The sequence below is a fragment of the Microbacterium sp. STF-2 genome (genome assembly GCF_034650155.1).
Classification (GTDB): Bacteria; Actinomycetota; Actinomycetes; order Actinomycetales; family Microbacteriaceae; genus Microbacterium; species Microbacterium maritypicum_A.
Genome location: NZ_JARKMW010000001.1, coordinates 564310 through 588680 on the forward strand (window position 1 = coordinate 564310; position 24371 = coordinate 588680).

A 24371-nucleotide genomic window follows, 5' to 3' on the forward strand; every position below is an offset into this window, starting at 1 on the left:
ACACTCACATCCGGAAGACGCCGAAGCGCGGTTCGGGCAGCGGGCTGCGGGAGATGACGTCGAGGGAGAGCCCCAGGAGGTCGCGGGTCTGTGCAGGGTCGACGATCCCGTCGTCCCAGAGTCGGGCTGTGGCGTAATAGGGCTCGCCCTGGTGCTCGTACTGCTCACGGATCGGAGCCTCGAACGCCGCACGGTCCTCGCCGCTCCAGGCATCGCCGCGCGCGGTCAGCTGATCCTCCTTGACGGTGGCGAGCACCGACGCCGCCTGCGCGCCGCCCATCACGGAGATGCGGCTCGCAGGCCACGTCCACAGGAAGCGGGGCGAGTAGGCACGGCCGCACATGGAGTAGTTGCCGGCCCCGAAAGAACCTCCGATGATGACCGTGAGCTTCGGCACCCGTGTGCTTGCGACCGCAGTGACCATCTTCGCGCCGTCCTTCGCGATGCCTCCGGCCTCGGCGTCGGAGCCGACCATGAACCCGGTGATGTTCTGCAGGAACAACAGCGGGATCCCGCGCTGGTCGCACAGCTCGATGAAGTGGGCGCCCTTGAGCGCGGACTCGCTGAACAGCACGCCGTTGTTCGCGACGATGCCGATGGGATGACCGTGGAGTCGGGCGAAACCGGTGACCAGGGTCGTGCCGTACTCGGGCTTGAACTCGAGGAACGTGTCGCCGTCGACGAGGCGTGAGATGACCTCGTGCACGTCGTACGCGGCATTCACGTCGACGGGAACCGCGTCGTAGAGGCTGGAGGACTCGGACGGCGGTCGGCTGGGCGCCACGTCCCAGGCCGGAGCTGCGGGTGCGGGGAGCGTGGCGACGATATCGCGCAGGATCTCGAGGGCGTGCTCGTCGTCTTCCGCGAGATGGTCGACCACACCGCTGCGTCGTGCGTGCAGTTCTCCCCCGCCCAGTTCCTCTGCGGTCACGATCTCGCCGATCGCGGCCTTCACCAGGGGCGGCCCCCCGAGGAAGATCGTTCCCTGGCCGCGGACGATCACGGTCTCGTCGCTCATGGCGGGGACATAGGCGCCACCCGCCGTGCAGGAACCGAGAACTGCGGCGAGCTGAGGGATCCCTTCGGCGGACATACGCGCCTGGTTGAAGAAGATCCGGCCGAAATGCTCCCGATCCGGGAAGACCTCGTCCTGCTTCGGGAGGAAGGCGCCTCCCGAGTCGACCAGGTACAGACAAGGCAGGCGATTCTCGAGGGCGATCTCCTGCGCACGCAGATGCTTCTTGACCGTGAGGGGGTAGTACGTGCCGCCCTTCACCGTCGCGTCGTTGCAGACCACCATGACGTGGCGACCGTGGACGAGTCCGATCCCGGCGATCACCCCGGCACCGGGCGCCTCTCCCCCGTACAGGCCGTCGGCCGCGAGGGGGGCGACTTCCAGGAACGGGCTGCCTTCATCGAGCACCCGAGCGACGCGGTCCCGCGGGAGAAGCTTGCCGCGCGCGACGTGGCGTTCGCGGGACGCCTCCGGTCCGCCGCGGGCCGCGGTCGCGAGGCGGTCTCGCAGCTCTTGCGCGAGAGACTCCTGGGTTGCCGGCATCGTGATGTCCTCCTCGACCCACGTCCGCGAGGGCGGGCCCTGGCGCGGTGCATGCACTTTCGGTTAGTGTTCACTAACCCGTTGATTCAGGTTAGCGAGGATTAACTGAGATGACAAGCCCGGTCACCGCCCGAGACCGCGCCAAGGCTGAACGGTCGGATGCGATCCTGCACGCTGCCGCGCGTCTCTTCGCCGCGCGTGGATACAGCGGCGTGAGCCTGGAGGACATCGGGGCTGCCGTCGGCGTATCCGGACCGGCCGTCTACCGTCACTTCGCCGGCAAGCAGGCACTGCTCGGGGCCGTACTCGTCAAGGTGAGTCAGGATCTGATCCGCGGTGGACGGCAGGTCTCCGAGGAAACTCCGACCCCCGACGAGCGGATGCGTGCGCTGATCGGCTTCCATGTCGAGTTCGCGCTGGGCAATGCCGAGGTCATCCAGGTGCAGGACCGTGATGTCGCGTTCCTCTCCGAGACGGACCGGGCCGAGGTCCGCCGCCTCCAGCGCGCGTACATCGAGTTGTGGATGGCAGCCTTGTCGCCGTTGCATGCGACGCCGGGCGGCGGCGCGGATCAGGATGAGCTGCGGTTGCGCGTGCAGGCATGCTTCGGGCTCATCAACTCGACTCCGCACAGCACCCGTGCCGCCGCCAGGCGGCATTCCGCCACCGCGACCGTACTGATCGCGATGGCGGACGCGGCTCTGCGCGCGACTACCTGAGCAGCATCGCCCGTCCGGGCTCTTCGAGGATGTCGGCGACATCCTTGAGGAAGCTCGCCCCCTCGGCTCCGTCGACCAGACGGTGATCGAACGAGAGGCTGAGGGTCATCATCTGCCGCAGGGCGATCTCGCCGTGGTGCTCCCACGGCTGACGACGCACTGCTCCGACGGCCAGGATCCCGGATTGCCCCGGGGGCAGGATGGGCGTGCCGGCATCGACGCCGAAGACTCCGATGTTCGAGATCGAGAACGTGCCGCCTGCGAGTTCCGCCGGCGAGGTCTTCCCCGCACGGGCCACCTCGGCCAGCGACTTCACGGCATCCGCGAGACCGACGAGGGTCAACTGCTCCGCATCACGGATCATCGGGACGATGAGGCCCCGATCCGTCGCGGCGGCGATCCCCAGGTCGACGTAGTTGTGCTGGACGATCTCCCCGGCGGCCTCGTCCCAACGCGAGTTGAGCCCGGGCGTGCGGCTCAGAGCGAGACAGACGGCCTTCGCGACCACCGCGAGCGGGCCGATCCGGTGTGCGCTGAGGGAGCGATCGTCGCGAAGACTCGACAACAGGTCCATCGTCGCGGTCACGTCGACCGTGTGGAAGACCGTGACATGGGGGGCCGTGAACGCGCTCTGCACCATCGCCGCCGCCGTGTGCTTGCGCACGCCGCGGATGGGGATGCGGGTCTCTCGCTCCGCGTCTGTGAGCACTGACGCGTTCGACGGGGTGGGCGTCGACGACAGGTCGTCGGCACGCGGCGTGCGGTGGGCGATCCGCTCTGCGTATTCGTCGACGTCGCGGCGGGTGATGACTCGGTCCCCCACGTCGGCGGCGACCAGCACGAGATCGATGCCGAGACGCTTGGCATGAGCGCGCACGGGCGGGGTGGAGCGCGGCCGTTCGATGACCGCATCCACGGCTGCCGAGGGGCTGGCGTCATGCGGTGCGGCCTCGAGAACGGCCGTGTCGACCGGTGCCGGGGTGGCTCCGATGCGCCGAGCCCGTCGCGCAGGGCGGCCGGCGGTCGTGGGGGCGGCACCGTAGCCGACGAGGTTCGGCTGCGCCTTCTCCTCGGAATCCGACGCGGGTGCGGGCCCATCCTCGTCCTCCCCCACCACATCGAAGGCGATCAGCGGAGCACCGACGGCGACCGTCTGGCCGGCCTCGGCGTGCAGGGCCGATACCGTGCCCTCATAGGGCGAGGGCAGCTCGACGACCGCTTTCGCCGTCTCCACCTCCGCGAGAGTCTGGTTGAGCGAGACCGCGTCGCCGGGGGCGACGAGCCAGGTCACCACCTCGGCTTCGGTCAGTCCCTCTCCGAGGTCCGGAAGACGGAACTCCGCGATCATGCCCCTGCTCCCGTCAGACTGTTCGGTCGGTCCAGCACCCGGTCGACGGCATCGAGCAGCCGATCGAGATCGGGAAGGTGATACTTCTCGAGCTTTGCGGGCGGGTAGGGGACGTCGTGTCCGGTGACGCGCAACGGCGCCGACTCGAGGTACTCGAAGCAGCGCTCCGTGATGCTCGCGATCACCTCGGCTGCGACGCCGGCCTCGCGAGAGGCCTCGTGGGCGACGACCACGCGTCCCGTCTTGCGCACCGAGGCGGCGACCGAGTCGTAGTCCACCGGTGAGAGCGAGCGGAGGTCGATGACCTCGAGAGAGACGCCCTCGTCCGCTGCCGCGTCGGCCGCCTGAAGCGCCGTGGAGACCATCGCCCCGTAGGTGATCAGGGTCGCGTCGTTCCCGGTGCGCACGACGCGCGCGAGTCCCATGGGCGCTGCGTCCGCGAGCGGCGCCTCCAGATCGACATCGCCCTTGTGGTGGTACAGGCGTTTCGGCTCGAAGAAGATCACCGGATCGTCGGAGGCGATCGCCTGTCGCAGGCTGCGGTACGCGTCCTCCGGGTTCGAGACCGCGATCACGCGCAGACCGGCCGTGTGCACGAAGTAGGCCTCCGGGGACTCCGAGTGATGCTCGGCGGCGCCGATGCCTCCTGCCCACGGGATGCGGATGGTGATCGGCATCTTCACCCGGCCCTGGGTGCGGTAGTGCAGCTTCGCGACCTGAGCGACGATCTGGTCGAACGCGGGGTACACGAAGCCGTCGAACTGGATCTCGACCACCGGCCGATAACCGCGGAACGCCAGGCCCACGGCTGTTCCGACGATGCCCGACTCCGCGAGCGGAGTGTCGATCACCCGCGCTGCGCCGAACTCGTCGAGCAGCCCGTCGGTGATGCGGAAGACGCCACCGAGTTTCCCGATGTCCTCTCCGAGCAGCACCACCTTGTCGTCGTCGCGCATCGCCTGACGCAGTCCCGCGCCGAGCGCCTTTCCGAGGGTCAGTTCGGTCATGCGCCGGCCTCGCCCTCGAAGGAGGCGAGGTACGCGGCGTACTCACCACGCTGACGCTCGAGCCCGGTGTGCGGTTCGGCGTAGACGCCGTCGAAGACCGCGAGGGGCGGGCGCGTGACCATGCCGAGGCATGCGGCGCGCATCTCCTTCGCCACCGCGTCTGCTGCCGCCTGGGTCTCGGCGAGGTGCTCGTCGGTCAGATCTCCCGTGGCGCGCAGATGGGCTTCCAGCCGTGCGATCGGATCGCGTCGGCGCCAGGATTCGAGTTCGTCCTGGTCACGGTAGCGCGTCGGGTCATCGGCCGTGGTGTGCGGCCCCATTCGATACGTGACCGCCTCGATATAGGCGGGCCCCTTGCCGGCACGTGCATGATCGAGGGCCCAGCGCATGGCAGCCATGCAGGCGAGCACATCGTTGCCGTCGACGCGGACGCTGGGGATACCGAACCCCGGAGCCCGCCCGGCGATCGGATACTGCGACTGCACGGAGACGGGCTCCGAGATCGCCCAGTGGTTGTTCTGGCAGACGAAGACCACGGGGGCCTGGTACGAGGCGGCGAAGATCATCGCCTCGTTGACATCGCCCTGACTGGTGGCACCGTCGCCGAAGTACGTGACCGCGACTTCCTTGGCGCCATCGTGCTGGATGCCCAAGGCATAGCCGACGGCGTGCAGTGTCTGGGCACCGATGATGATCTGCAAGGGCGCGACCCCGAGTGCGGCCGGATCGTACGCGGCGCCCTCCTCGCCGCGCCACATGCGCACATAGTCGCCCGGCTGGGCGCCGCGCGCGTAGATTACCCCGGTTTCCCGGTAGCTCGGGAACACGTAGTCCTCCGGCGCGATGGCGCGTGCCGTGCCGATCTGGGTCGCCTCCTGCCCCTGGCAGGGTGCCCAGAGGCCGAGCTGTCCCTGGCGCTGCAGGGCGACGCCTTCGGCGTCGATCCGCCGGAGGATGACCATGTCCCGCAGCAGTGAACGCAGTTGCGCACTGTCGACGTCGGCGACGAAAGGATCCAGCCGAGGGTTCGCGATGCGACTGCCGTCCGGATTCAGGATGCGCTCCGAGAGCTCCAGATCCTGGGCGGTGTCTGCGATGGGGGTGATCTGCGGTGACATCGTCGTCCTCCTCGTCCTCGGCGGCCCTCGTGAGGCTCCGCGCACTGATGCCAGCGTCATCACCGGCATGGTCTGAGAGTACGTCTGCTCAACACCTCGCTCAAGCATTCTGAAAGGGCTTGAGCATGTTGCTCAATTTGGCACGGAAGGCTCCTGCTAAGGTTTGGCACTATGCCAGGACTGGACCGCATCGATCTCGAGCTTCTCGCCGCACTCGCTGACGACCCGAGGACCACGATCGTCGCGCTCGCGGAGAGCCTGGGCCTGTCCCGCAACACGATCCAGGCGCGGATGGCACGTCTCGAGCAGAGCGGGATCTTCCTGTCCTACGAGAGGTCGTTCTCGCCTGACGTGCTCGGATTCCCGTTGCAGGCGTTCGTGAGCATCGGCGTCCGCCAGACAGAGCTTCCTCGCATCATCAACGAACTCGCCCGGATTCCCGAAGTCGTGCAGGCGCATGGGCTCAGCGGATCGATCGATCTGCTCGCACGCGTGGCCTGTCGCGACGCGCGTCACCTCTTCGACACCGACGCGCGCATCCTGTCGATCGAGGGAGTGGAACGCACCGAGACCTCACTCGCCATGGGCGAGGTGATCCCGTTCCGTGTGGCCGGCCTCATCGGCCTCGCACGACGGGAATCCTGAGGAAGCGCCGGATCGCCCCTGCGGCCTCCGCCGGCGTCTCGTAGTGGATCAGATGCCCGACGTGGGCGATCTCGACCAACCCGGCGTCCGGGAAGAGCGTCGCCAGCTTCCGCTCCGCTTCGATCGGCGTGATGTCGTCGCGTTCGGCCGCCACCAGGAGCGTCGGAACGTCGATGTCGGGCGCGAACTCGCGGACGTCGTGCGAGACGCTCGCGACGAAGGCATCGTGGAGCACATCACGATCGGAGAACCGGGAGAAGTAGGTGTCATGCTGGTCGTGGATGAACCGCCGGAGCTCGGGGTCCTTCGTCTTGGCCATCGTGATGCTCATGACCCGCACGATGATCCGATTGCGCAGCAGCGCGGTTCCGAGATTCTCCGGGAGCCGGGCGCCGAGGGCGTAGTAGAACACGGCCAGGCGCGTCATGAGCCCCTTGGGTCCCTCGAGCGCGGGGGCACCGATGGGGTTGATGAGGATCAGGCGCGGAGTCTGCAATCCGCGGGCCACCGCCGCGGCCGTCACGATCGACCCGAAGGAGTGGCCGAGGATGACCGCACCGGGTGCGACCTCGGCGGCGAAGTCGGTGAGCCATCCGGCGTACTCGTCGAGATCGTGACGGCGCCCCGGCAGCGGGGCCGACTCGCCGAAGCCCGGAAGGTCGGGCGCGATCACCCGCACCTCGGGGAGGTATGCGAGCACCGGTTCGAGGCCATGGTGCTCGCCCCGGAAGCCGTGCACCGCGACGACGGTCGTCCCGGCGTCTTCGGGTCCATACGCCCAGTACGCCGTGGTCGCCCCGCGCACCTCGACCTCGTGGCGTTGCACGGGCAGACGACGAAGACGGTCCGCATACGGGGAAGGCACGGTCATCCTCAGAGTCTACGAGTCGCCGTGCGCCTTCTCCTGAATGTCCGCGGCCGACCATAGCGTGAAGCCATGCCAGCCGGTCCCCCGCTTCCTGCCTGGCTCACCCGTGTCGGGGTGTTCGATCTGGAAACGACCGGAGTCGACGTCGAGTCGGACCGCGTGGTGACCGCCTACGTCGGTATCCTCGACGCCGATGGCAGACAGGTCGCGGCCCGTTCGTGGCTTGCGGACCCCGGTGTGCCGATCCCCGACGGCGCAACCGCGGTGCACGGGATCACGACGGCGCACGCGCGAGCCCACGGGCGGCCCGTCCCTGAGGTGGTCGCCGAAGTGACTGCTGCCCTGCGGTCCCTGTTCCGTCAGGGTGTGCCGGTTGTCGCATACAACGCGTCGTTCGACTTCTCGCTGCTCGCCTGCGAAGCCGCTCGGCACGGGGTCGACCCGCTCACCGACCCCGCACCGGTGATCGATCCGCTCGTCATCGACAAGGCGTATGACCGCTACCGGCGCGGTCGACGCACGCTCGAGGTGGTCGCGGCGCACTACGCCGTCCCGTTGGAGGGCGCCCACGAAGCGTCTGCGGATGCGATCGCCGCCGGGCGCGTGGCGCAGGCGCTCGCCCGTCAGTTCCGTCTCCCCGAGAATCCGGTACAGCTCCACACGCACCAGATCGGCTGGGCCCGCTCGCAGGCAGCCAACCTCACCGAGTACTTCGTGAGCATCGGACGTCTGGAACCCGATGACATGCTCGATGGACGCTGGCCGGTGCGGCACGCCGGCCCCATCGTGGAGTGACGTGCGTCGCTGCTCCTCGGCTCGGAATCAGGTGTCGTGGGATACGCTCCAGATGGTGCGCCCTCGAGTGGGATCAGGGCGCGAAGCACGAGGAGCAGCCCATGCAGTTCACGTCCGTCGATCTCGAACGGGTCGAGTCCACGTGGCAGCAGTTCGTTCCCTCGGCCTCTCTGCAGAATGCTGATCCGCGGAGCTTTCGATTCGACTGGCGATCCGAGGAACTCGAGACCGCGTCGTTCGTCGACTATCGCCTTTCCGCTCAGGTGCATTCGCGGGCCGAGCCGCAGGATCAGTTGCTCGTGTGCCGTGTGGACGCCCCGGACGCGCGCGTCTGGTCGGGGCGCGCTTCCTTGGACGCCGATGCCGTCTGGATGTCGGACGGCACTGAGGTCGAGGCCAGATGGGACCGGTCGGCTCGCGTTCGCGCCATCGTCTTCGACCAACAGGCCGCGCAGAGCAGAGCGCGGCAGATCACGGGGGATGATCGGCGAGAGCTTCGCACGACCGGACTCGCGCCGCACTCCGTCATGGATTCCCAACGGTGGGAGCGGATGTTCGCCTACCTCGACCAGTCCCTGCGGGACGGGATCGCAGACGATCTGCTCGTCGCCGAGCTCGAACGCCATGCCCTGATGATCACGCTTTCGGCGTTCCCGACCACATTCTCCGAATCGCTGCGGCGCCCGGCGCAGCGCGCCGGTGCACCGGCGGCCGTTCGCCGAGCGCTCGCCTACATCGATGCGAACGCGCATCTGGCGATCACCATCGACGACGTCGCGGCCGCGTCCTACATCTCCACTCGTGGTCTGCAATACGCGTTCCGGCGGGCGCTCGACATCACGCCTGCGGATGCTCTGCGTCGGGCGCGCCTCGACGGCGCCCATCGTGATCTCCGCAACGGTCGGGGTCGCTCGGTCGGCGAGGTCGCTCGACGCTGGGGCTTCAGCAACTCCTCGCGGTTCGCTTCGGCCTACCGCGAGGCGTACGGGATGGCACCCGCACTGCCATCGACCTGACAGGGAACGAATATTCTCTTCGCGTCGCTCGGCGGGTCGGGGGCGAGCGCGGGGCGTCGGAGCGATCTGCGGTTAGAGTTCGAGTGTCCCGGACCTCGGTCCTGCGAGCACGCCCCCGAGGAGAACCATGGTCCACGCGCGCCACCCCCACGAATCGTCCCCAGGCTGATGGGAAGCCTCTACTACGGCGACGCGAAGACTCCCATCCACATCGATGACCGCGCGCTCGCGCATCTCAAAGTGGTCATCGCCACCAAGCTCCGTCGTAACGAGAGCTTCACCCTCTCGTGGCGGCACCCGGACGGCGATGCGCCCGGACGTTCCACCCTGTGGCTGCATCCCTCGATCCCGCTCCGCTTCGTCTTCCAGGACGCACAGACGCCGGAGCTGAGCAGAAGGTGGATCGAAGAGCTGGCTCATTCCGCGAGTTCGAGCGGTGGCATCACGCTCGTCGAGGAACATCTCGAGAGCGTCACCGCCGACTGACGGCGCCCGACACCCTCCGAGCTGGACGCCGTCAGCGGCTGGGCTCACACCGCTTCGTCGCCGCTGGTGCTCACGGAGCGACGCGTCGTCGGCTCTCCGGTGGCGGGATCGACGAAGGTGCGCGACACCGTCTCGGTGCGACGCCGACGTGCGAGCAGCACGATGCCGATGAGGAAGACGACGACGCCGGCCCCCATCAGGATGTAGCCGACCATGTCGAGGTCGACCCAGGGAACGTCGACGTTGATCGCGAAGACGAGGATCGCCCCGATCACGAAGAGCGCGATTCCGCTGCCGATGCTCATGGTGCCTCCCGTTCTGCGGCGCGGTGCCGCACATCGAAAGCATGGCGTGGTGCGGCACCGCCGAGGAGGGGCTTGACATCCGCGCGCCCGTTCCCCTCCCCCCTGTGTGCGGAGACCTCAGGCGGCGTCGGTCGCGGGCTGCTGCAGCCAGAGATCGGGGCCGAAGACCTCGTAGGCGATCCGCTCAGCGGGCACTCCTCGGCGCAGAAGGGTCGCTCTCGCGTTCCGCATGAACTCGAGCGGTCCGCACATGAACACGACCGCGTCGTCCGGCAGCTCCACATCGGTGAGATCCATCCTGCCCGGAAGAGCGGGATGCAGGGTCGGGGCCCCGTCTGCGTCCTTCGCGTACCAGTTCTGTGCCCTGGCGTCGTCCATCGCGAGCACCTGACGACGAAGTGAGGGATACAGCGCGTGCGTGTCGTGGGCGCGGTCCGCATGGAAGAGCCGCACAGTGCGGCCGGGAGAACGTCGTGACAGGTCCTCGACGATCGCAGCGATCGGAGTGATGCCGATACCCGCCGACACCAGGATCAGCGGGTGCTCGTCGTCGTCGAGCACGACATCGCCTGCCGGCTGCGATACGTCGAGCACTGTTCCGGGATGCGCGTGCTCATGCAGCCAGGTCGACACCAGGCCGTCGGGCAGGCCGCCCTCACCGCGTACCCGCTTCACCGTCACCCGCAGCGAATCGCCTCGCGGCCCGGAGGAGATCGTGTATTGGCGCGGCTGTCGGGAGCCATCCGGCAGGTCGACGGCGATGGCGACGTACTGGCCGGTACGGTGCGAGGCCACTGCCCCCTCCACGGGAGCGAGGAGCAGGGAGATGACGTCGTCGGACTCCACCACGCGCTCCACGACACGGTGTGTGCGCCACGGCTGCTCGGGATCGGTTCCGCCCTGCGCATAGAGCTTCGCCTCCTCCGCGATGAGCGAGCAGCCGAAGAGCCAGTAGACCTCGTCCCAGGCGGCTCTGACCTCGGGGGTGACGGCATCGCCCAGGACCGTCTGGACAGCGTCGAGGAGATGGTGCCCGACGATCGTGTACTGGCGTGCCTGTATGCCCAGGGAGACGTGCTTGTGAGCGATCCGGCGCATGACGGGCGTGAAATCGGGGGCCTCGGGGTCGATGAGGTGGACGGCGAACGCAACCACCGATGCGGCCAGCGCCTTGGGCTGCTCGCCTATCGCCTGGTTTGCACGATTGAACACACGGAGCAGTTCCGGATGTGCGGCGAACATCTCGCGGTAGAACAGCGTCGTGATCTCGTCCGCATGCTGCGCGACGACTCCCGCGGTCGCACGCACGACCGCCTCGGACTCCGTTGAGAGTTTCATGACTTCCCTTCTCTTCATCGTCATGGTTCTCCCACCCTTTCCCGCGGCGAGGGTACGCGCCGGGTCTTTCACCGGGTTATTTCCGGTGGAAAGGAGTCCAGGACTGTTCGCGCCCGCCTATCCTCGCCACATGCCCCGTCGCGCCCATGACTTCCGAGGACTCACTCAGCCGCGTCGACTCCAGCTGCTGCACGCCATACAACAGGCGCCCGGCCGGCGCGCCGGCGCGCTCGCCGAGGAGAGCGGCATCCCGCTGAACACCGTCCGGGATCATCTGCGGGTGTTGGAGGACGAGGGGCTGATCCGCAGTGAGACACGAAGGTCCGGCGGTCGAGGGCGTCCGTCCGTCGTCTTCCATCCTGTGCGCGACGTGACATCGAACACCGTCACGCGCGCGCGCGTCGACGGGGCGAGCGAGCGGGGGCGGATGCTCCGAGCCGTGACGGACGATGCCCCGACTGCGCTCGAGGAGGACGCCCTGCGTCAGGTCGACGTCCTCTACGAACACCTCGACGACGCCGGTCTGGACCCCGTCGTCGATGAAGCGGCGCTGCGCTTCGACTTGGCTCCGTGCCGCTATCAGGGGCTGTTGGCGGAGGATCAGGCGCTCGTCTGCGACGTTCACGCCCAGCTCGTCCGCGATGTGCTCCAGCTCAGCGACGGGCCGCTCGAGATGCAGCGGTTGGATCCGTTCGTCTCGCCGCGGCAATGCCGGCTGTTGCTCGGGCGGAGGGAACCCGGGAGCGGTCGTGGCTGAGGAGTAGGGCGGGCGGGACTTGAACCCGCGATCGTTGGGTTATGAGCCCACTGCCTTAACCAGCTTGGCCACCGCCCCGTACTCCTCCCAGCCTAGCGGCCGGGGCCGTCAGGCCGAGGTAGCCGACGAGTGCGTCTGCGAGTGCCCCAGATAGATGTCGGCGTTGGCGATGAGTCCCGCACGCTCCTCTTCGCTGAGTGCCCGACGCACCTTCGCGGGAACACCGGCGACGAGGGAACCGGCGGGGATCTCCGTCCCGCCGAGTACGACGGCGCCTCCGGCGACGAGGCAGCCTTCACCGATCACCGCACCGCTGAGGATCACCGATCCCATGCCGACCAGCGTGCCGTCGCCGATCGTGCAGCCATGGACGACCGCATTGTGTCCGACCGATACCTTGGCACCGATCACGACCGGGTGTCCGGCATCCACATGCACCGAGACGTTGTCCTGCACGTTCGAGCCGGGACCGATGACGATCCCGGCCGAGTCGCCACGAAGCACGGCGTTGTACCAGACGCTGGAACCGGCGGCGAGGGAGACTTCACCGATGATGCGCGCCCCGTCTGCGACGAAAGCCGTCGCGTCGATCGACGGTGTGCTGTTCGGCAGGGCGAGGACAGAGGCTCCGGACGCGATGCTCATGAGGCGAGACTACCCTCACTTCCCCGGAATCACGCGGAAGTGAGCCGAGCCTCAGCTTGCTTGCGGAATGTATGAGGCTGAGTAGCGTTGTCTTCATCAGATACGAGAACCCGTTCCAGAGGAGCACAAGATGAGCAAGGCACAGACCGTTTCCACCACCGCCATCGACCCGACCGTGGCTGCAGGGGCGGCCCAGTTCCTCTCCCCTGTCGTGCTCGGCCTCCAGGCGCTGACGATCAACGGCAAGCAGGCACACTGGCATGTCCGCGGCGCCAACTTCATCGGCGTCCACGAGTTGCTCGACACGATCGTCGCTCACGCCGGTGACTTCGCAGACACCGCCGCAGAGCGGATCGTCGCGCTCGGTCTGCCGATCGACGCTCGCGTCAACGCAGTCGCCGACAAGGCGGGAACCACCTCCGTCGCGGCCGGCTTCGCCCAGTCGGACGAACTGATCCGCGCCGTCATCTCTGACATCGACGCGATCCTCGTCGATGTCAAGGCCGCCGTCGACGGCCTCGACGAGGTCGACCTCACCAGCCAGGATGTCGCGATCGAGATCCAGCGCGGCCTCGAGAAGGACCGCTGGTTCCTGGTCTCGCACATCGCCGCCTGATCTGATCGGCACAGCAAGGGGCGATCCTCGGTTCTCCGAGGATCGCCCCTTCTTCGTGCGCGCTTCGTGCGTGCGGAAGATCAGCCGATGTGGGTGACGTATCCGGCCAGAATCGTGGAGCGAATGGGCATGGATCGCAGGTCCGCCCCTGTCGCCGTGCGAGGATCTGCAGCGCAGAGGGCGATGTCGGCGGGCTCGCCCGGACGCACCGACGAACGCACGCTCGCCTCGAGCGCCTGGTCGATTGTGATCCGTTCTTCCGGATGCCAGGGTTCCCGCGCGTCGTCGGTGCGCGATACCGCAGCCGCGATGGCGTGCCAGGGGTCGAGCTCGGCGACGGGTGCATCGGATCCGAAACGCAGGTGCACGCCGGCGTCGCGCAGCGATGCCAGCGGATAGCCGATCGCGGTCTGCTCCGCCCAGTGGCGATCCACCAGATCACGGTCATCCACGGCGTGCTGCGGCTGGACGCTGGCGACCACCCCGAGGCGCGCGAACCGCGCGAGATCGCTGTGTCGGACGAGTTGCACATGCTCGATCGACCCGACGGCGCCCGTGGTGGTGAAGGCGTCGAGCGCCGAGGTGATCGCCCGGTCGCCGATCGCATGCACGGCCACGCCCAGACCAGCGCCTGTCGCCCGGGTCAGGAGCGCGACGAGTTCATCGGAAGGCACGGTGAGCATCCCGAAGTTGTCGGGGTCACCGGGATAGGAGTGCGAGCAGGCGGCGGTTCGCGTGCCCAGCGAACCGTCGGTGATGATCTTCAGCGGCCCGACGTGGACCAGGCCTCTACCCGGTGTCGGAACGTCGTGCTCCTCGCGGAGTTCTCCCGTGCGCAACCCGGCGCCGATCGCACGGTCGAGGTCGAAGGGGTAGACCGCGAACTCGACACGGTGCCAGGCGAAGCCGGCCTGGACCCGTCGGGGCCAGGCTTCCGCACTCCACGCCATGTCGAAGTCGACCAGGCCGGTGATGCCGCGCGCGGCGGCCTGCTCTCCAGCGCGCATCATGGCGCGGTCGCCATGGGCGGCGTCAACCGCGTTGAGGCGCCGCGAGATCTCGAAGGCGTCGGTCTCGCGGAGCACACCGTCATCGCTCCGGAACCCCTCACGAGCGAGTGCCGCGCGGTTGAGCCAGACGCTGTGGACGTCGGCATTGATGAGGTAGGTCGGGATGTCCCCGGTCGCCGCGTCCAGGAGGTCGAGTGACGGCCGATCCGACCACAGGGCGTCACGGAAACCGGTGCCGACACGACGTCCATCCGGCAACGGGGCCACACCGCTCATCGCCGCGGCGGCAGCGGCGGCGGATCCCACGTGACCGAGCGGCGCCCGTTCCGATGCCAGAGCCCATTGCACCGTGTGCACGTGGTTGTCCCAGAGCCCCGGAACGGCCCAGGCGCCATCACCGCGGATGACCTCGCCCCGCGCCGGCAATGCACCGGTCGGCGCGATGTCGACGATGCGCCCGTCGGCGATGAAGATGTCCACGGGCTCGTCATCCATCAGGAACTCACGCCCGGGGCCCGCGATCCGCACGGCCGTGATGGTGTCGATCGCCGCTCCGCGTTCTGTCACTGCTGTCGTCCTCCTCGGCGCGCGTCCTGTGCGCGCCGCATCTCCGCGGCGAGAGCCGGGTTGGAATACGGTCCGTCGGTCGACAGCGCGGCGATCACCGTCTCGATCGTCTCCGGCGGCTTGTTCTGACTGAGTTTCCTCTTGGCGACGACGCGGGTCGGCGTCAACCGGAAGCCGACAGTCCCCGAAGCGAGCCGCTCGATGTATCCCGGGTCATTCGGACGCTCCCACATACGCCTCGGTTCGGGCATCCGCGATTCGAATCGCTCCACCAGCCGGTCGAGGACGACGAGGTTCTCTTCGTCCGTGAGGATCTCGGGCACGCCGGCCAGATGCACGGCGGTGTAGTTCCACGTCGGCACGGCGGCGACATCGCCGTACCAGCCCGGAGACACGTAACCGTGTGGGCCCTGGAACACCGCGAGCATCTCTCGCCGGCCCATGCCGTGGATGAGATCGTCCGGACGGCCGACGTGCCCGACGACGGTCAGGTCGTCGCGCGATTCGTCGAGGAGAACGGCGTAGTGAGAGGCGACGAGTCCGTCATCGCCCGCGCTCATGATCGTCGCCCACGGATTCGCCTCGATCACTCGGCGGATCTCGGTCACGTCGGCCAGCGTGAAGCTGGGATTCTGTCGCATTCGATCAGCCTAGAACGGATGGCGGTGGCAGGTGCGTGGTCAGGCCTGACAACGGGGGCACCAGTAGAGCTTGCGCGCGCCGATCTCCTCGAGGGCGATCTCCGTCCCGCAGATGCGGCACGGAAGCCCCGCGCGGTGATACACCCAGTGGCGGTCGTCGCGGTTTGCCATCGCCGCTCGATAGTCCGCACCGGTGAGACCGTCCATCGTCATCATCTGCCCGGTCTCCACACCGACGGCGAGCAGCCGCACCCAATCGTTCCAGAGCGCACGCACGACGTCTTCGGGCACATCCCGACCAGGTGTGTGCGGATTCAGCCGCTGCCGGAACAGCATCTCGGCCCGGTACACGTTCCCGATGCCGCTCACGACCGACTGGTCCATGAGCAGGAGTGCGATGACCGTCGGCTTCTTCCCGACCGCCCGGACGAACCGTTCTTCGTTCTCGACCGGATCGCCGACGAGCGGATCGGGCCCCAGCTTGGCGACGGTGGCGAGCATCTCTTCGGGCGTCTGCAGCACACAGGCGGTCGGTCCTCGGAGGTCGGCTGCGGTGATGTCGGTCATCAGGCGAAGGCGCACCTGCCCCACGACAGGAGGAGGCCACTCCATCCCCTCGTCGGCGAGGCCCTTCGTCTGCTCCGACATGCGCACATGCACCCGGGTGCGTCGAGGGGCTCCGATCGACGCCAGCGAGTTCTCCCCCGCATCATCGAGGATCGGCTCGTCGAGGACGGTACCCCGCTGGTTGGTCTGGCCCATCCGCCCGTTCGCCGAGGCGATGGTCGGGTCGACGAGGATCTCGCCCGCGAAATCCCACGCCCCGTACAGACCGAGGTGCACGCGGAGCCACAGATCGCCTTCCGTCTCGAGGAACATCTGCTTGCCGACGGCCTGCACGCTCACCGCCGCGCGCCCGTCGAGGACCGCGGCACCTTCGGCGAACCGGCCCTGCGGGCTGGAGGCGCTCAGCGTCTTGCCGACGAAGTTGCGGTCGAACTGACGAGCGATCCGGTGGACGGAATGACCCTCGGGCATCTCAGGCCCGCGGGTCCGGGAGCAGGGAGCCGTCGCGTTCGAAGTCCGCGATCTGGCCGATGCGCCGCACGTGGCGCTCGTCTCCGGAGAACGGCGTCTCGATGAAACGGTCGATGAACGAGGTGACCTCGTCGTAGGTGTGCTGTCGTGCGCCGATGGAGATCACGTTGGCGTCGTTGTGCTCGCGGGCCAGTTCTGCTGTCGAGAGGTTCCACACGAGTGCGGCACGGACGCCTTCCACCTTGTTCGCAGCGATCTGCTCGCCGTTTCCGGAACCTCCGAAGACCACACCCAGAGCTTCGACGCCCGCCCGCTGATCGGCGATGACCGCCTGAGCCGCGCGAATGCAGAACGCGGGGTAGTCGTCGACCGCGTCGTACTCGATCGGACCGTGATCGACGACCTCGTGTCCGGCTGCGCGCAGATGTCCCTGCAGCTGGGTGGAGAAGTCGAGGCCCGCGTGGTCGGTGGCGATGTGGATGCGCATGACTCCCATCCTAGAAGTGCGCGTGCATCACCGAGAGGTCACGGGGCGACACCAGCCGCGGCCGGCTTGAAGCCCGCGCGGATGTTCTCGCAGCACCCGGGACGGCACACGTCGAAACCGCCAGGAAGAGAGGTGACATGCGCGCGCTCCTCGTTGGGACGGCCCTGGAGACGTTCCTCGATCAGATCGACGATGCCCGTCACGAACGCGGGCGACACGCCCGGGGTGGGAGTGCGCGTGAAGGAGAGACCTGCTTCCTCCGCCGCCTCCGCCGCCTCGGTGTCGAGATCCCACAGGACCTCCATGTGATCGCTCATGAAGCCCACTGGTACGACGGCGACGGCCTTGCGACCGCGCTCGGGCAGCTCGCCGATCACGTCGCACACATCGGGCTCGAGCCACGGCTGCGAGGCGGGGCCGGAGCGGGACTGGTAGACGAGTTCCCAGGACACATCGGCGGATGCCGGAACGGTCTGCCGCACGCGGTCCATCACCCAGGCGGCGACGGCGAGATGCTGTGCGGCGTACGCACCGCCTTCGCCCCAGTCGATGTCCCGTGCACCGGAGCGCTCGGCATCGGCCGTCGGGATGCTGTGCGTCGAGAAGAGGATCTGGATGTCGGCTGCGGCGACACCCTCGGCGAGGAAGCCTTCGACAGCCTCCCGCACGCCGGTCTCGAACGCTTCGACGAACCCCGGGTGATCGTAGAAGGGACGGATCTTGTCGATCGTCACGGTCTCGCCCAGGCCCGTCTCCTCGAGGATGCGGGCGAAGTCCTCGCGATACTGACGGCAACTGGAGAACGAGCTGTATGCACTGGTGGCGAAAGCCAGGAGGGTGTTGTGACCGTTGCCCGACGCCTCGGTGACGACCTCTTCCAGGTACGGGGCCCAGTTGCGGTTCCCCCAGTAGACAGGGAGCGTGATGCCTCGCTCGACCAGGGCGTTCTCGAGCGCCTGCTTGAGCACACGGTTCTGCCCGTTGATCGGGCTCACTCCGCCGAAGTGACGATAGTGGTGTGCAACCTCTTCGAGTCGTTCGTCGGGGATGCCGCGCCCGCGCGTCACATTCCGGAGGAACGGGATCACGTCTTCCTGACCCTCCGGCCCGCCGAATCCGGCGAGAAGGATCGCGTCGTAGGCGACCGGCGTGGTCACGAAGGGCGCACCGCCGGAGGCAGCAGGCGAAGCAAAGGGAACGACATTCGGCTCGATCGCAGTCACCCCTCCATCCTCCCACCTCGGCGGAGTGCGGGAGTGCGCGCATTCACCGTTTCTATCCGTTTCCGTTCCTGCGCCGCTGCGAGAGGGCATCCGTCGCACTGGCGTAGGCTGTCAGGGTTGCCGTCGGCGCCAACTGCGCCCAGCCCCGGTGACATCCCCTCACCCCTGGGAGTACAGCTGTGCCTGGAGAGAACCTCACCCGCATCGAAGCGCAGGAGCGCCGCGACGTCGTCGACACTCAGTCCTATGAAGTCGCCCTCGATCTGACCAAGGGCGCCGAAGTGTTCGGCTCCCGCAGCGTGGTGCGCTTCACCGCGACACCGGAGGGCTTCACCTTCATCGACCTCATCGCCCGCGAGGTGCGCGAGATCTCGCTCAACGGCGAGCAGTTGGACCCGAATGAGGTCTTCGCCGACTCGCGCATCGCGCTCACGGGGCTGCAGGCCGAGAATGTCCTCGTCATGGACGCCGACTGCGAATACACCAACACGGGAGAAGGACTGCACCGCTTCGTCGACCCCGTCGACGGCGAGGTCTACCTCTACTCCCAGTTCGAGGTGCCCGACTCGCGCCGCGTGTTCGCGGTCTTCGAGCAGCCCGACCTCAAGGCGACGTTCCAGTTCACCGTGACGGCACCGGCCGCGTGGAAGGTCGTCTCCAACTCCCCCACGCCCGAGCCCATCGTGCACGACGACGACGTCACCGCCACCTGGGGCTTCGAGCCGACCCCGCGCATCTCGTCGTACATCACCGCACTCGTCGCCGGACCGTATGAATCGACCTTCTCGGAGCTGACGAGCGCCTCCGGCCGTGTCATCCCGCTGGGCGTGTACGGCCGCAAGAGCCTGTGGCAGCACCTCGACGCCGACTACATCTTCGACAAGACGCGCGAGGGCTTCGCCTACTTCGAGTCGAAGTTCGGCGTGCCGTACCCGTTCGCCAAGTACGACCAGCTCTTCGTGCCGGAGTTCAACGCCGGCGCCATGGAGAACGCGGGAGCGGTCACCTTCACCGAGACCTACGTCTTCCGCAGCAAGGTGACGGATGCTGTCAAGGAGCGCCGCGTCGTCACGATCCTGCACGAGCTCGCCCACATGTGGTTCGGTGACCTCGTCACCATGAAGTGGTGGAACGACCTCTGGCTGAACGAGTCGTTCGCCGAGTGGGCGTCGACCATCGCCACCGCCGAGGCCACCGAGTGGACCGAGGCGTGGACCACGTTCAACGCCATGGAGAAGACCTGGGCCTACCGCCAGGACCAGCTCCCGTCCACTCACCCGATCGTCGCCGAGATCAACGACCTCGAAGACGTGCAGGTGAACTTCGACGGCATCACATACGCCAAGGGCGGTTCCGTCCTGAAGCAGCTCGCCGCCTGGGTCGGCATCGAGGCGTTCTTCGCGGGCGTGTCGCAGTACTTCCAGAAGCACTCCTGGGGCAACACCGAGCTGAGCGACCTGCTCTCGGAGCTGGAAGCCACCAGCGGCCGCGACCTCAGTTCCTGGTCGAAGAAGTGGCTGGAGACCGCCGGCGTGAACACGCTCGAGCCGGTCATCGCAGAGGACCACGATGGAAAGATCTCGCGCTTCGCGATCACGCAGACCGCGCCGGCGGACTACCCGACGATTCGTCCGCACCGGCTCGGAATCGGCTTCTACACGCTGACCGACGGTTCGCTCACGCGCACGCACTACCTCGAGGTCGACGTCGACGGCGACCGCACCGAGGTGCCCGAGCTGCAGGGTCTCGCCCGGCCCGACCTCGTGCTGCTCAACGACAACGATCTCGCCTACGCGAAGATCCGCCTCGACGAGAAGTCGCTCGCCACCGCAATCGCGCACCTCGCCGACATCCACGACCCGCTCGCCCGCTCGCTCGTCTGGGGTGCCGCGTGGGATCAGACCCGCGACGCCGAGACCGGCGCCTCGGAGTACCTCGACCTCGTGCTGGGCAACATCGGTCGCGAGACCGAGTCGACGACGGTGCGCACCACGCTCGCCCAGCTGCGCACTGCGGCGACGCTGTACGTCACGCCGGCCGACCGCGAGGCGGCGCGGCTGAAGATCGCCGACGGCCTGTGGAGTCTCGCGGAGTCCGCCGAGCCGGGCAGCGACAGCCAGCTGCAGTTCGTCACCGCCTTCGCCAACGCGCTGGTCACCCCGGAGCATGCCGGCATCGTCGGGCGTCTGCGCTCCGGCGAGGACACCCTGCCCGGGCTCGAGATCGATGCCGACCTGAACTGGCAGCTCCTCGTGGGCCTCGCCACGATCGGCGCGACGGATGCCGCGACCATCGATGCCGCTCTCGCCGCGGACAACACCGCCAAGGGCGGGGAGTTCGCGGCACAGGCCCGCGCCTCTCTCCCGGACTCGGCGTCGAAGAAGGCCGCATGGGCGTCGCTCATCGAGCGCGATGACGCCCCGAACACGATCGTCCGCTCGGCGGCACTCGGCTTCACGCACCCGTCCGGAGCAGCGGCGCTGAGCGAGTTCGTCCCCGCGTACTTCGACATGCTGCTCCCCGTCTGGGAGTCGCGCACCTATCAGATCGCGCAGTACCTGATCGTCGGGCTCTTCCCGACGGCCCTGGCCGACATCGCCCTCCGCGACGCGACCCGCGGCTGGCTGGCCGCCCACCAGGACGCTGCACCGGCACTGCGCCGACTCGTGCTCGAGAATCTGGCCGATGTCGAACGGGCGCTCGCTGCGCAGGCGCGCGACGCCGAGGACTGATACCGGAGTACATCCGAAACGGAGACCATCTGTCTCGCCCTGGGAGTGTCCACACCACGACACGCCCCGGCTGAGGCAGATGGTCTCCGTTTTCGCGTGCGGCATCCACCACCCAGCCAGTGCAGAGGCCCGATCGCTAGGATCGGTGGTGATGATGATCCCCTCCACGACAGACACTCCCCCCGACCCCGTGCCGCTTCCCGACTGGGTGACGGCGCTGCTCGGCTGGCTCGGAAGCATCGGCATGAGTGCCCTGACTGTGGCGCTCATCATCGCCAGCTGCATAGTGATCGGGCTCATCCTCCGCCTGGTCATCCGGCGCGTCGTGCACCGCATCGTCGACAGCGCCAAGAACAAGGCGTCTGTCGACGACACGCAGGCGCTCGAGCGCTCCCCGCTCGCTGACATGCGCCTGGTACAGCGCACCCGCACCCTCGGGACGATCCTGCAGAACATCGTCAATGTGATGCTCGTCGTGATCGCGATCGTCCTCATCGTGAACGCCCTCAACCCGACGCTCCTCGGCTCGCTGACCCTCCTCACCGCAGCGGTCGGTGCCGGCCTCGGTTTCGGCGCCCAGAACATCGTCAAGGACGTGCTCAACGGGATGTTCATCGTCGCGGAGGACCAGATCGGTATCGGCGATGTGGTCGACCTCGGTCTCGCGAGCGGTGTGGTCGAGTACGTCAGCGTGCGCATCACGCAGGTGCGCGACGTCAACGGAACCCTCTGGTACGTGCGCAACGGCGAGGTCACCCGTATCGGCAACATGTCACAGGGATGGGCACGCTCCATCATCGACATCGGGGTGCCGGCCGACTCGGACCTCGACCAGGTCGAGCACATCATGCTCGAGACCGCGCAGGGCCTGTCGAAAGACCCGAAGTGGCGCACCCGCATCATCGAGAAGCCGGAGCTGTGGGGACTCGAATCCATCGACGGCGATGCGCTCGTCGTCCGCATCGTCATCAAGGCCCGTGCGAATGCGAAGGACGACGTGGCCCAGGAGCTGCGTCGTCGCCTGCGCGCCGCCCTGCTCGAGAAGGAGATCGGCGTGCCCCGCATGGTCGACGTCGTGCCGACGGGGCTCGACGGCGCACGTCGGGTACGAGGAGCGAACCCACCCAGGACCCGTCCGAACGCGGTCACGGGCGTGCCGATCATCCCCGATCGTGGGATCTGGCGCCGCAAGAAGCCGAATGATGACGGGAGCCCTCAGAAGTGACGTTCTACGACGAGATCGGCGGGCATGAGACCTTTCGGAAGATCGTCTCGGTGTTCTACCGCGAGGTCGCGCTCGACCCGGTGATGAAGCCGATGTACCCCGAGGAGGATCTCGGACCGGCGGAGGATCGGCTCCGGATGTTCCTCGAGCAGTACTGGGGAGGGCCGACGACCTATGGCGAGACGCGAGGGCACCCTCGGCTGCGCATGCGACACATGCCCTTCCACATCGATGCCGATGCCCGCGATCGTTGGCTTCGTCATATGAGAACGGCCGTCGACGAAGCGCAGTTGTCTCCTCTGCACGAAACGACGCTGTGGGACTACCTGGAGCGCGCCGCCTATGCCATGGTGAACACACTCGAGCCTTCCGGCATCGGCGCCGGTCCCGGCGGCCGTCCCACGCTCGAGACCCGCTCACGTCAGGAATCAACGGAGAACTCATGACGACAACGCCCCTGTCCACAGACGTCCTGGTGATCGGATGGGGGTTGGCCGGTCTGGTGGCCGCCGCAGAAGCGCTCGACGCCGGTCGGCGCGTGATCATCGTCGACCAGGAGCCACGCACAAACCTCGGTGGACAGGCGTGGTGGTCCTTCGGCGGTCTCTTCTTCATCGACTCCCCCGAGCAGCGGCGCTTCGGCATCAAGGACTCCCTGGAACTCGCCACTCAGGACTGGTTCGGAAACGCCGACTTCGATCGGCCGGAGGACGAATGGCCTCGTCGCTGGGCCGAGGCCTACCTGCAGTTCGCCGCCGGCGAGAAGCGCGCATGGCTGAGAGAACGCGGTGTCGGCTTCTTCCCCGTCGTGGGTTGGGCGGAGCGCGGCGGGTACGGCGCCACCGGTCCCGGCAACTCCGTCCCGCGCTTCCACATCACCTGGGGTACCGGTCCGGGGATCGTGGCCCCTTTCGCGGCGGCTGTCGAACAGGGCGAGCGGGAGGGACGGCTCACGGTCCTCCCCCGCCACCGCGTGACGGAACTGCTCGCCGCGGACGGGACCGTCACCGGAGCGCGAGGCGACGTCCTCGCGACGAGCGGATCCAGCCGCGGTGTGCCGTCCTCCCGCGACGTCATCGGCGACTTCGAGATCACGGCGAGATCGACCATCGTCTCGTCGGGCGGCATCGGAGGAAACCACGACCTCGTCCGCGCAGCCTGGCCGGCGCGCCTCGGTACCGCGCCGGAGCACATGCTCACCGGGGTACCGGCATACGTCGACGGATCGATGCACGGTGTGAGCGAAGCTGCCGGCGCCCGGCTGATCAACGGCGACCGGATGTGGCACTACGTCGAAGGCATCACGAACTGGGACCCGGTGTGGCCGTCACACGGCATCCGTATCCTCCCCGGCCCCTCCTCGCTCTGGCTCGACGCGACGGGTAAACGACTCCCTGTCCCCCTGTTTCCCGGATTCGACACCCTCGGAACGCTGGAGCACCTGCGCACGACCGGTCACGACCATTCCTGGTTCGTCACGTCACGCCAGATCGTCGAGAAGGAATTCGCACTTTCCGGCAGCGAGCAGAATCCCGATCTCACCGGCAAGGACGTCGGTCTCCTGGTGAGATCGCGCCTGGCCAAGGGACCGACCGGGCCTGTGCAGTCGTTTCTCGACGAGGGCGAGGACTTCATCGTGGAGAACGACCTGGAAACGCTGCTCGAACAGATGCAGCGGCATCCGGGCGGGGAGCTCCTCGACATCGACAACGTCCGGCGCGAGGTGCTCGCCCGCGACCGCGAGATGCAGAACGATTTCACGAAGGACGCGCAGATCGGGATGCTCCGATCGATGCGCAGCTACCGGGGCGACAGACTGATCCGTACCGCCGCACCGCATCGTCTCCAGGATCCTGCGGCCGGACCGCTCGTCGCCGTGAAGCTGCACGTGCTCACGCGGAAGTCTCTGGGCGGAATCAACACCGACCTCGAGGGCCGCGCTCTGAACCCGGCCGGAGAGCCGATCCCGGGGCTCTATGCGGCAGGCGAGGCGAGCGGCTTCGGTGGCGGGGGCGTGCACGGCTACCGGGCCCTCGAAGGCACGTTCCTCGGCGGTTGCCTGTTCTCGGGACGGACGGCGGGGCGGGCAGCGGCACTCGCGGGCTGAGGCACGTTCCGAGAGCGCCGGTTCCAGCTTTCCGGATGATGCCGTTCCGGGGATCCCTCCTGCCTGTTCGGGCTACCCCGAAGAAGTGTGTGCGTCACTCGAATCGCTCGATGTTCGTCC

24 protein-coding genes and 1 tRNA gene are annotated in these 24371 nt (G+C 67.7%); 11 read left to right on the forward strand and 14 right to left on the reverse strand.

The window, feature by feature from the left end:
- Positions 1 to 4 precede the first annotated feature (4 nt).
- A complete protein-coding gene (locus MicroSTF_RS02715) occupies positions 5 to 1558 on the reverse strand; it encodes a carboxyl transferase domain-containing protein (protein ID WP_051667856.1) in 1554 nt (517 codons plus the stop codon).
- Between the two features lie 110 nt (positions 1559 to 1668).
- On the opposite strand from MicroSTF_RS02715, the gene MicroSTF_RS02720 reads away from it, so the two are divergent.
- Positions 1669 to 2277: a TetR/AcrR family transcriptional regulator gene (locus MicroSTF_RS02720; RefSeq protein WP_029265398.1), complete on the forward strand. Its 609-nt coding sequence runs from the start codon at positions 1669 to 1671 to the stop codon at positions 2275 to 2277.
- Here MicroSTF_RS02720 and MicroSTF_RS02725 read toward each other — a convergent pair.
- Genes MicroSTF_RS02725 through pdhA form a run of 3 tightly spaced genes read right to left on the reverse strand, consistent with a single transcriptional unit; the run spans position 2270 to position 5750 of the window.
- Positions 2270 to 3625 carry a dihydrolipoamide acetyltransferase family protein gene (locus tag MicroSTF_RS02725; RefSeq protein ID WP_029265399.1) on the reverse strand — a complete coding sequence of 452 codons (1356 nt, stop codon included), beginning with the start codon at positions 3623 to 3625 and terminating at the stop codon, positions 2270 to 2272. The genes MicroSTF_RS02720 and MicroSTF_RS02725 overlap by 8 nt on opposite strands.
- Positions 3622 to 4632, reverse strand: a complete 1011-nt coding sequence (locus MicroSTF_RS02730) for an alpha-ketoacid dehydrogenase subunit beta (RefSeq protein WP_021200538.1) — start codon at positions 4630 to 4632, stop codon at positions 3622 to 3624. Before MicroSTF_RS02730 ends, MicroSTF_RS02725 begins: the two co-directional genes overlap by 4 nt.
- Entirely contained in the window at positions 4629 to 5750 is a 1122-nt protein-coding gene (gene pdhA / locus MicroSTF_RS02735) for a pyruvate dehydrogenase (acetyl-transferring) E1 component subunit alpha (RefSeq protein WP_029265400.1), read from the reverse strand. The genes MicroSTF_RS02730 and pdhA overlap by 4 nt, the downstream gene beginning before the upstream one ends.
- A 171-nt stretch (positions 5751 to 5921) precedes the next feature.
- Here pdhA and MicroSTF_RS02740 point away from each other — a divergent pair, with 171 nt between their 5' ends.
- Entirely contained in the window at positions 5922 to 6395 is a 474-nt protein-coding gene (locus tag MicroSTF_RS02740; RefSeq protein WP_021200536.1) for an Lrp/AsnC family transcriptional regulator, read from the forward strand.
- Here the strand turns inward: MicroSTF_RS02740 and MicroSTF_RS02745 are convergent.
- Positions 6367 to 7266 (reverse strand): alpha/beta hydrolase, encoded by a 900-nt coding sequence (locus MicroSTF_RS02745; protein ID WP_315067919.1) that lies wholly within the window; start codon positions 7264 to 7266, stop codon positions 6367 to 6369. The genes MicroSTF_RS02740 and MicroSTF_RS02745 overlap by 29 nt on opposite strands.
- A gap of 66 nt (positions 7267 to 7332) precedes the next feature.
- Here MicroSTF_RS02745 and MicroSTF_RS02750 point away from each other — a divergent pair, with 66 nt between their 5' ends.
- The 3 genes from MicroSTF_RS02750 to MicroSTF_RS02760 all read left to right on the forward strand — a co-directional run bounded on the left by MicroSTF_RS02750 (position 7333) and on the right by MicroSTF_RS02760 (position 9560).
- On the forward strand, positions 7333 to 8058 hold the full coding sequence (locus MicroSTF_RS02750) for a 3'-5' exonuclease (protein ID WP_136024872.1): 726 nt from the start codon (positions 7333 to 7335) through the stop codon (positions 8056 to 8058).
- Between the two features lie 101 nt (positions 8059 to 8159).
- Complete coding sequence (locus MicroSTF_RS02755) at positions 8160 to 9074, forward strand: helix-turn-helix transcriptional regulator (protein WP_029259202.1); 915 nt, start codon at positions 8160 to 8162, stop codon at positions 9072 to 9074.
- Positions 9075 to 9242: 168 nt separating this feature from the next.
- Positions 9243 to 9560 (forward strand): hypothetical protein, encoded by a 318-nt coding sequence (locus MicroSTF_RS02760; protein ID WP_021200532.1) that lies wholly within the window; start codon positions 9243 to 9245, stop codon positions 9558 to 9560.
- Between the two features lie 44 nt (positions 9561 to 9604).
- Here MicroSTF_RS02760 and MicroSTF_RS02765 read toward each other — a convergent pair whose 3' ends face one another.
- The gene (locus MicroSTF_RS02765) at positions 9605 to 9865 is read right to left on the reverse strand and encodes a DUF6458 family protein (protein WP_021200531.1); all 261 of its coding nucleotides are present in this window, start codon (positions 9863 to 9865) and stop codon (positions 9605 to 9607) included.
- Positions 9866 to 9982: 117 nt separating this feature from the next.
- Positions 9983 to 11227 carry a globin domain-containing protein gene (locus tag MicroSTF_RS02770; RefSeq protein ID WP_315067927.1) on the reverse strand — a complete coding sequence of 415 codons (1245 nt, stop codon included), beginning with the start codon at positions 11225 to 11227 and terminating at the stop codon, positions 9983 to 9985.
- 106 nt (positions 11228 to 11333) lie between these two features.
- Between MicroSTF_RS02770 and MicroSTF_RS02775 the strand changes: the two genes are divergently transcribed.
- The gene (locus tag MicroSTF_RS02775; RefSeq protein WP_029259200.1) at positions 11334 to 11960 is read left to right on the forward strand and encodes a helix-turn-helix domain-containing protein; all 627 of its coding nucleotides are present in this window, start codon (positions 11334 to 11336) and stop codon (positions 11958 to 11960) included.
- 4 nt (positions 11961 to 11964) lie between these two features.
- Here MicroSTF_RS02775 and MicroSTF_RS02780 read toward each other — a convergent pair.
- Both MicroSTF_RS02780 and MicroSTF_RS02785 read right to left on the reverse strand, forming a co-directional pair.
- A tRNA-Ile gene (locus MicroSTF_RS02780) sits at positions 11965 to 12038 on the reverse strand.
- A gap of 30 nt (positions 12039 to 12068) precedes the next feature.
- The gene (locus MicroSTF_RS02785; protein WP_029259199.1) at positions 12069 to 12605 is read right to left on the reverse strand and encodes a gamma carbonic anhydrase family protein; all 537 of its coding nucleotides are present in this window, start codon (positions 12603 to 12605) and stop codon (positions 12069 to 12071) included.
- 130 nt (positions 12606 to 12735) lie between these two features.
- Here MicroSTF_RS02785 and MicroSTF_RS02790 point away from each other — a divergent pair, with 130 nt between their 5' ends.
- Positions 12736 to 13221, forward strand: a complete 486-nt coding sequence (locus MicroSTF_RS02790; protein WP_021200527.1) for a Dps family protein — start codon at positions 12736 to 12738, stop codon at positions 13219 to 13221.
- A gap of 80 nt (positions 13222 to 13301) precedes the next feature.
- On the opposite strand, the gene MicroSTF_RS02795 is transcribed toward MicroSTF_RS02790, so the two are convergent.
- The 5 genes from MicroSTF_RS02795 to MicroSTF_RS02815 are packed head-to-tail and all read right to left on the reverse strand — an operon-like array spanning position 13302 to position 18187.
- Positions 13302 to 14798, reverse strand: a complete 1497-nt coding sequence (locus MicroSTF_RS02795) for an amidohydrolase (protein WP_315067931.1) — start codon at positions 14796 to 14798, stop codon at positions 13302 to 13304.
- Positions 14795 to 15439, reverse strand: a complete 645-nt coding sequence (locus MicroSTF_RS02800) for an FMN-binding negative transcriptional regulator (protein WP_029259196.1) — start codon at positions 15437 to 15439, stop codon at positions 14795 to 14797. The genes MicroSTF_RS02795 and MicroSTF_RS02800 overlap by 4 nt, the downstream gene beginning before the upstream one ends.
- Before the next feature lie 39 nt (positions 15440 to 15478).
- Positions 15479 to 16477 (reverse strand): Fpg/Nei family DNA glycosylase, encoded by a 999-nt coding sequence (locus tag MicroSTF_RS02805; RefSeq protein ID WP_315067933.1) that lies wholly within the window; start codon positions 16475 to 16477, stop codon positions 15479 to 15481.
- Between the two features lies 1 nt (position 16478).
- Entirely contained in the window at positions 16479 to 16964 is a 486-nt protein-coding gene (locus MicroSTF_RS02810; RefSeq protein WP_021200523.1) for a ribose-5-phosphate isomerase, read from the reverse strand.
- Positions 16965 to 17002: 38 nt separating this feature from the next.
- Complete coding sequence (locus MicroSTF_RS02815; RefSeq protein WP_021200522.1) at positions 17003 to 18187, reverse strand: ferrochelatase; 1185 nt, start codon at positions 18185 to 18187, stop codon at positions 17003 to 17005.
- A 179-nt stretch (positions 18188 to 18366) separates the two neighbouring features.
- Here MicroSTF_RS02815 and pepN point away from each other — a divergent pair, with 179 nt between their 5' ends.
- From pepN to MicroSTF_RS02835, 4 genes are all read left to right on the forward strand, one after another.
- Positions 18367 to 20919, forward strand: coding sequence for an aminopeptidase N (pepN, locus tag MicroSTF_RS02820; protein ID WP_322953439.1), 2553 nt, complete (start codon positions 18367 to 18369; stop codon positions 20917 to 20919).
- A gap of 154 nt (positions 20920 to 21073) precedes the next feature.
- Positions 21074 to 22144 carry a mechanosensitive ion channel family protein gene (locus MicroSTF_RS02825; RefSeq protein WP_416338484.1) on the forward strand — a complete coding sequence of 357 codons (1071 nt, stop codon included), beginning with the start codon at positions 21074 to 21076 and terminating at the stop codon, positions 22142 to 22144.
- Positions 22141 to 22590: a globin gene (locus MicroSTF_RS02830; RefSeq protein ID WP_021200519.1), complete on the forward strand. Its 450-nt coding sequence runs from the start codon at positions 22141 to 22143 to the stop codon at positions 22588 to 22590. Before MicroSTF_RS02825 ends, MicroSTF_RS02830 begins: the two co-directional genes overlap by 4 nt.
- A complete protein-coding gene (locus MicroSTF_RS02835; protein WP_029265412.1) occupies positions 22587 to 24251 on the forward strand; it encodes an FAD-binding dehydrogenase in 1665 nt (554 codons plus the stop codon). Before MicroSTF_RS02830 ends, MicroSTF_RS02835 begins: the two co-directional genes overlap by 4 nt.
- The last annotated feature ends 120 nt before the right edge of the window (positions 24252 to 24371 follow it).

Bases quoted from the DNA above. Each gene is read 5' to 3' on its own strand.
- MicroSTF_RS02715 (WP_051667856.1), bottom strand. From the start codon at position 1,558: ATGCCGGCAACCCAGGAGTCTCTCGCGCAAGAGCTGCGAGACCGCCTC.
- MicroSTF_RS02720 (WP_029265398.1), top strand. From the start codon at position 1,669: ATGACAAGCCCGGTCACCGCCCGAGACCGCGCCAAGGCTGAACGGTCG.
- MicroSTF_RS02725 (WP_029265399.1), bottom strand. From the start codon at position 3,625: ATGATCGCGGAGTTCCGTCTTCCGGACCTCGGAGAGGGACTGACCGAA.
- MicroSTF_RS02730 (WP_021200538.1), bottom strand. From the start codon at position 4,632: ATGACCGAACTGACCCTCGGAAAGGCGCTCGGCGCGGGACTGCGTCAG.
- pdhA (WP_029265400.1), bottom strand. From the start codon at position 5,750: ATGTCACCGCAGATCACCCCCATCGCAGACACCGCCCAGGATCTGGAG.
- MicroSTF_RS02740 (WP_021200536.1), top strand. From the start codon at position 5,922: ATGCCAGGACTGGACCGCATCGATCTCGAGCTTCTCGCCGCACTCGCT.
- MicroSTF_RS02745 (WP_315067919.1), bottom strand. From the start codon at position 7,266: ATGACCGTGCCTTCCCCGTATGCGGACCGTCTTCGTCGTCTGCCCGTG.
- MicroSTF_RS02750 (WP_136024872.1), top strand. From the start codon at position 7,333: ATGCCAGCCGGTCCCCCGCTTCCTGCCTGGCTCACCCGTGTCGGGGTG.
- MicroSTF_RS02755 (WP_029259202.1), top strand. From the start codon at position 8,160: ATGCAGTTCACGTCCGTCGATCTCGAACGGGTCGAGTCCACGTGGCAG.
- MicroSTF_RS02760 (WP_021200532.1), top strand. From the start codon at position 9,243: ATGGGAAGCCTCTACTACGGCGACGCGAAGACTCCCATCCACATCGAT.
- MicroSTF_RS02765 (WP_021200531.1), bottom strand. From the start codon at position 9,865: ATGAGCATCGGCAGCGGAATCGCGCTCTTCGTGATCGGGGCGATCCTC.
- MicroSTF_RS02770 (WP_315067927.1), bottom strand. From the start codon at position 11,227: ATGACGATGAAGAGAAGGGAAGTCATGAAACTCTCAACGGAGTCCGAG.
- MicroSTF_RS02775 (WP_029259200.1), top strand. From the start codon at position 11,334: ATGCCCCGTCGCGCCCATGACTTCCGAGGACTCACTCAGCCGCGTCGA.
- MicroSTF_RS02785 (WP_029259199.1), bottom strand. From the start codon at position 12,605: ATGAGCATCGCGTCCGGAGCCTCTGTCCTCGCCCTGCCGAACAGCACA.
- MicroSTF_RS02790 (WP_021200527.1), top strand. From the start codon at position 12,736: ATGAGCAAGGCACAGACCGTTTCCACCACCGCCATCGACCCGACCGTG.
- MicroSTF_RS02800 (WP_029259196.1), bottom strand. From the start codon at position 15,439: ATGCGACAGAATCCCAGCTTCACGCTGGCCGACGTGACCGAGATCCGC.
- MicroSTF_RS02805 (WP_315067933.1), bottom strand. From the start codon at position 16,477: ATGCCCGAGGGTCATTCCGTCCACCGGATCGCTCGTCAGTTCGACCGC.
- MicroSTF_RS02810 (WP_021200523.1), bottom strand. From the start codon at position 16,964: ATGCGCATCCACATCGCCACCGACCACGCGGGCCTCGACTTCTCCACC.
- MicroSTF_RS02825 (WP_416338484.1), top strand. From the start codon at position 21,074: ATGATCCCCTCCACGACAGACACTCCCCCCGACCCCGTGCCGCTTCCC.
- MicroSTF_RS02835 (WP_029265412.1), top strand. From the start codon at position 22,587: ATGACGACAACGCCCCTGTCCACAGACGTCCTGGTGATCGGATGGGGG.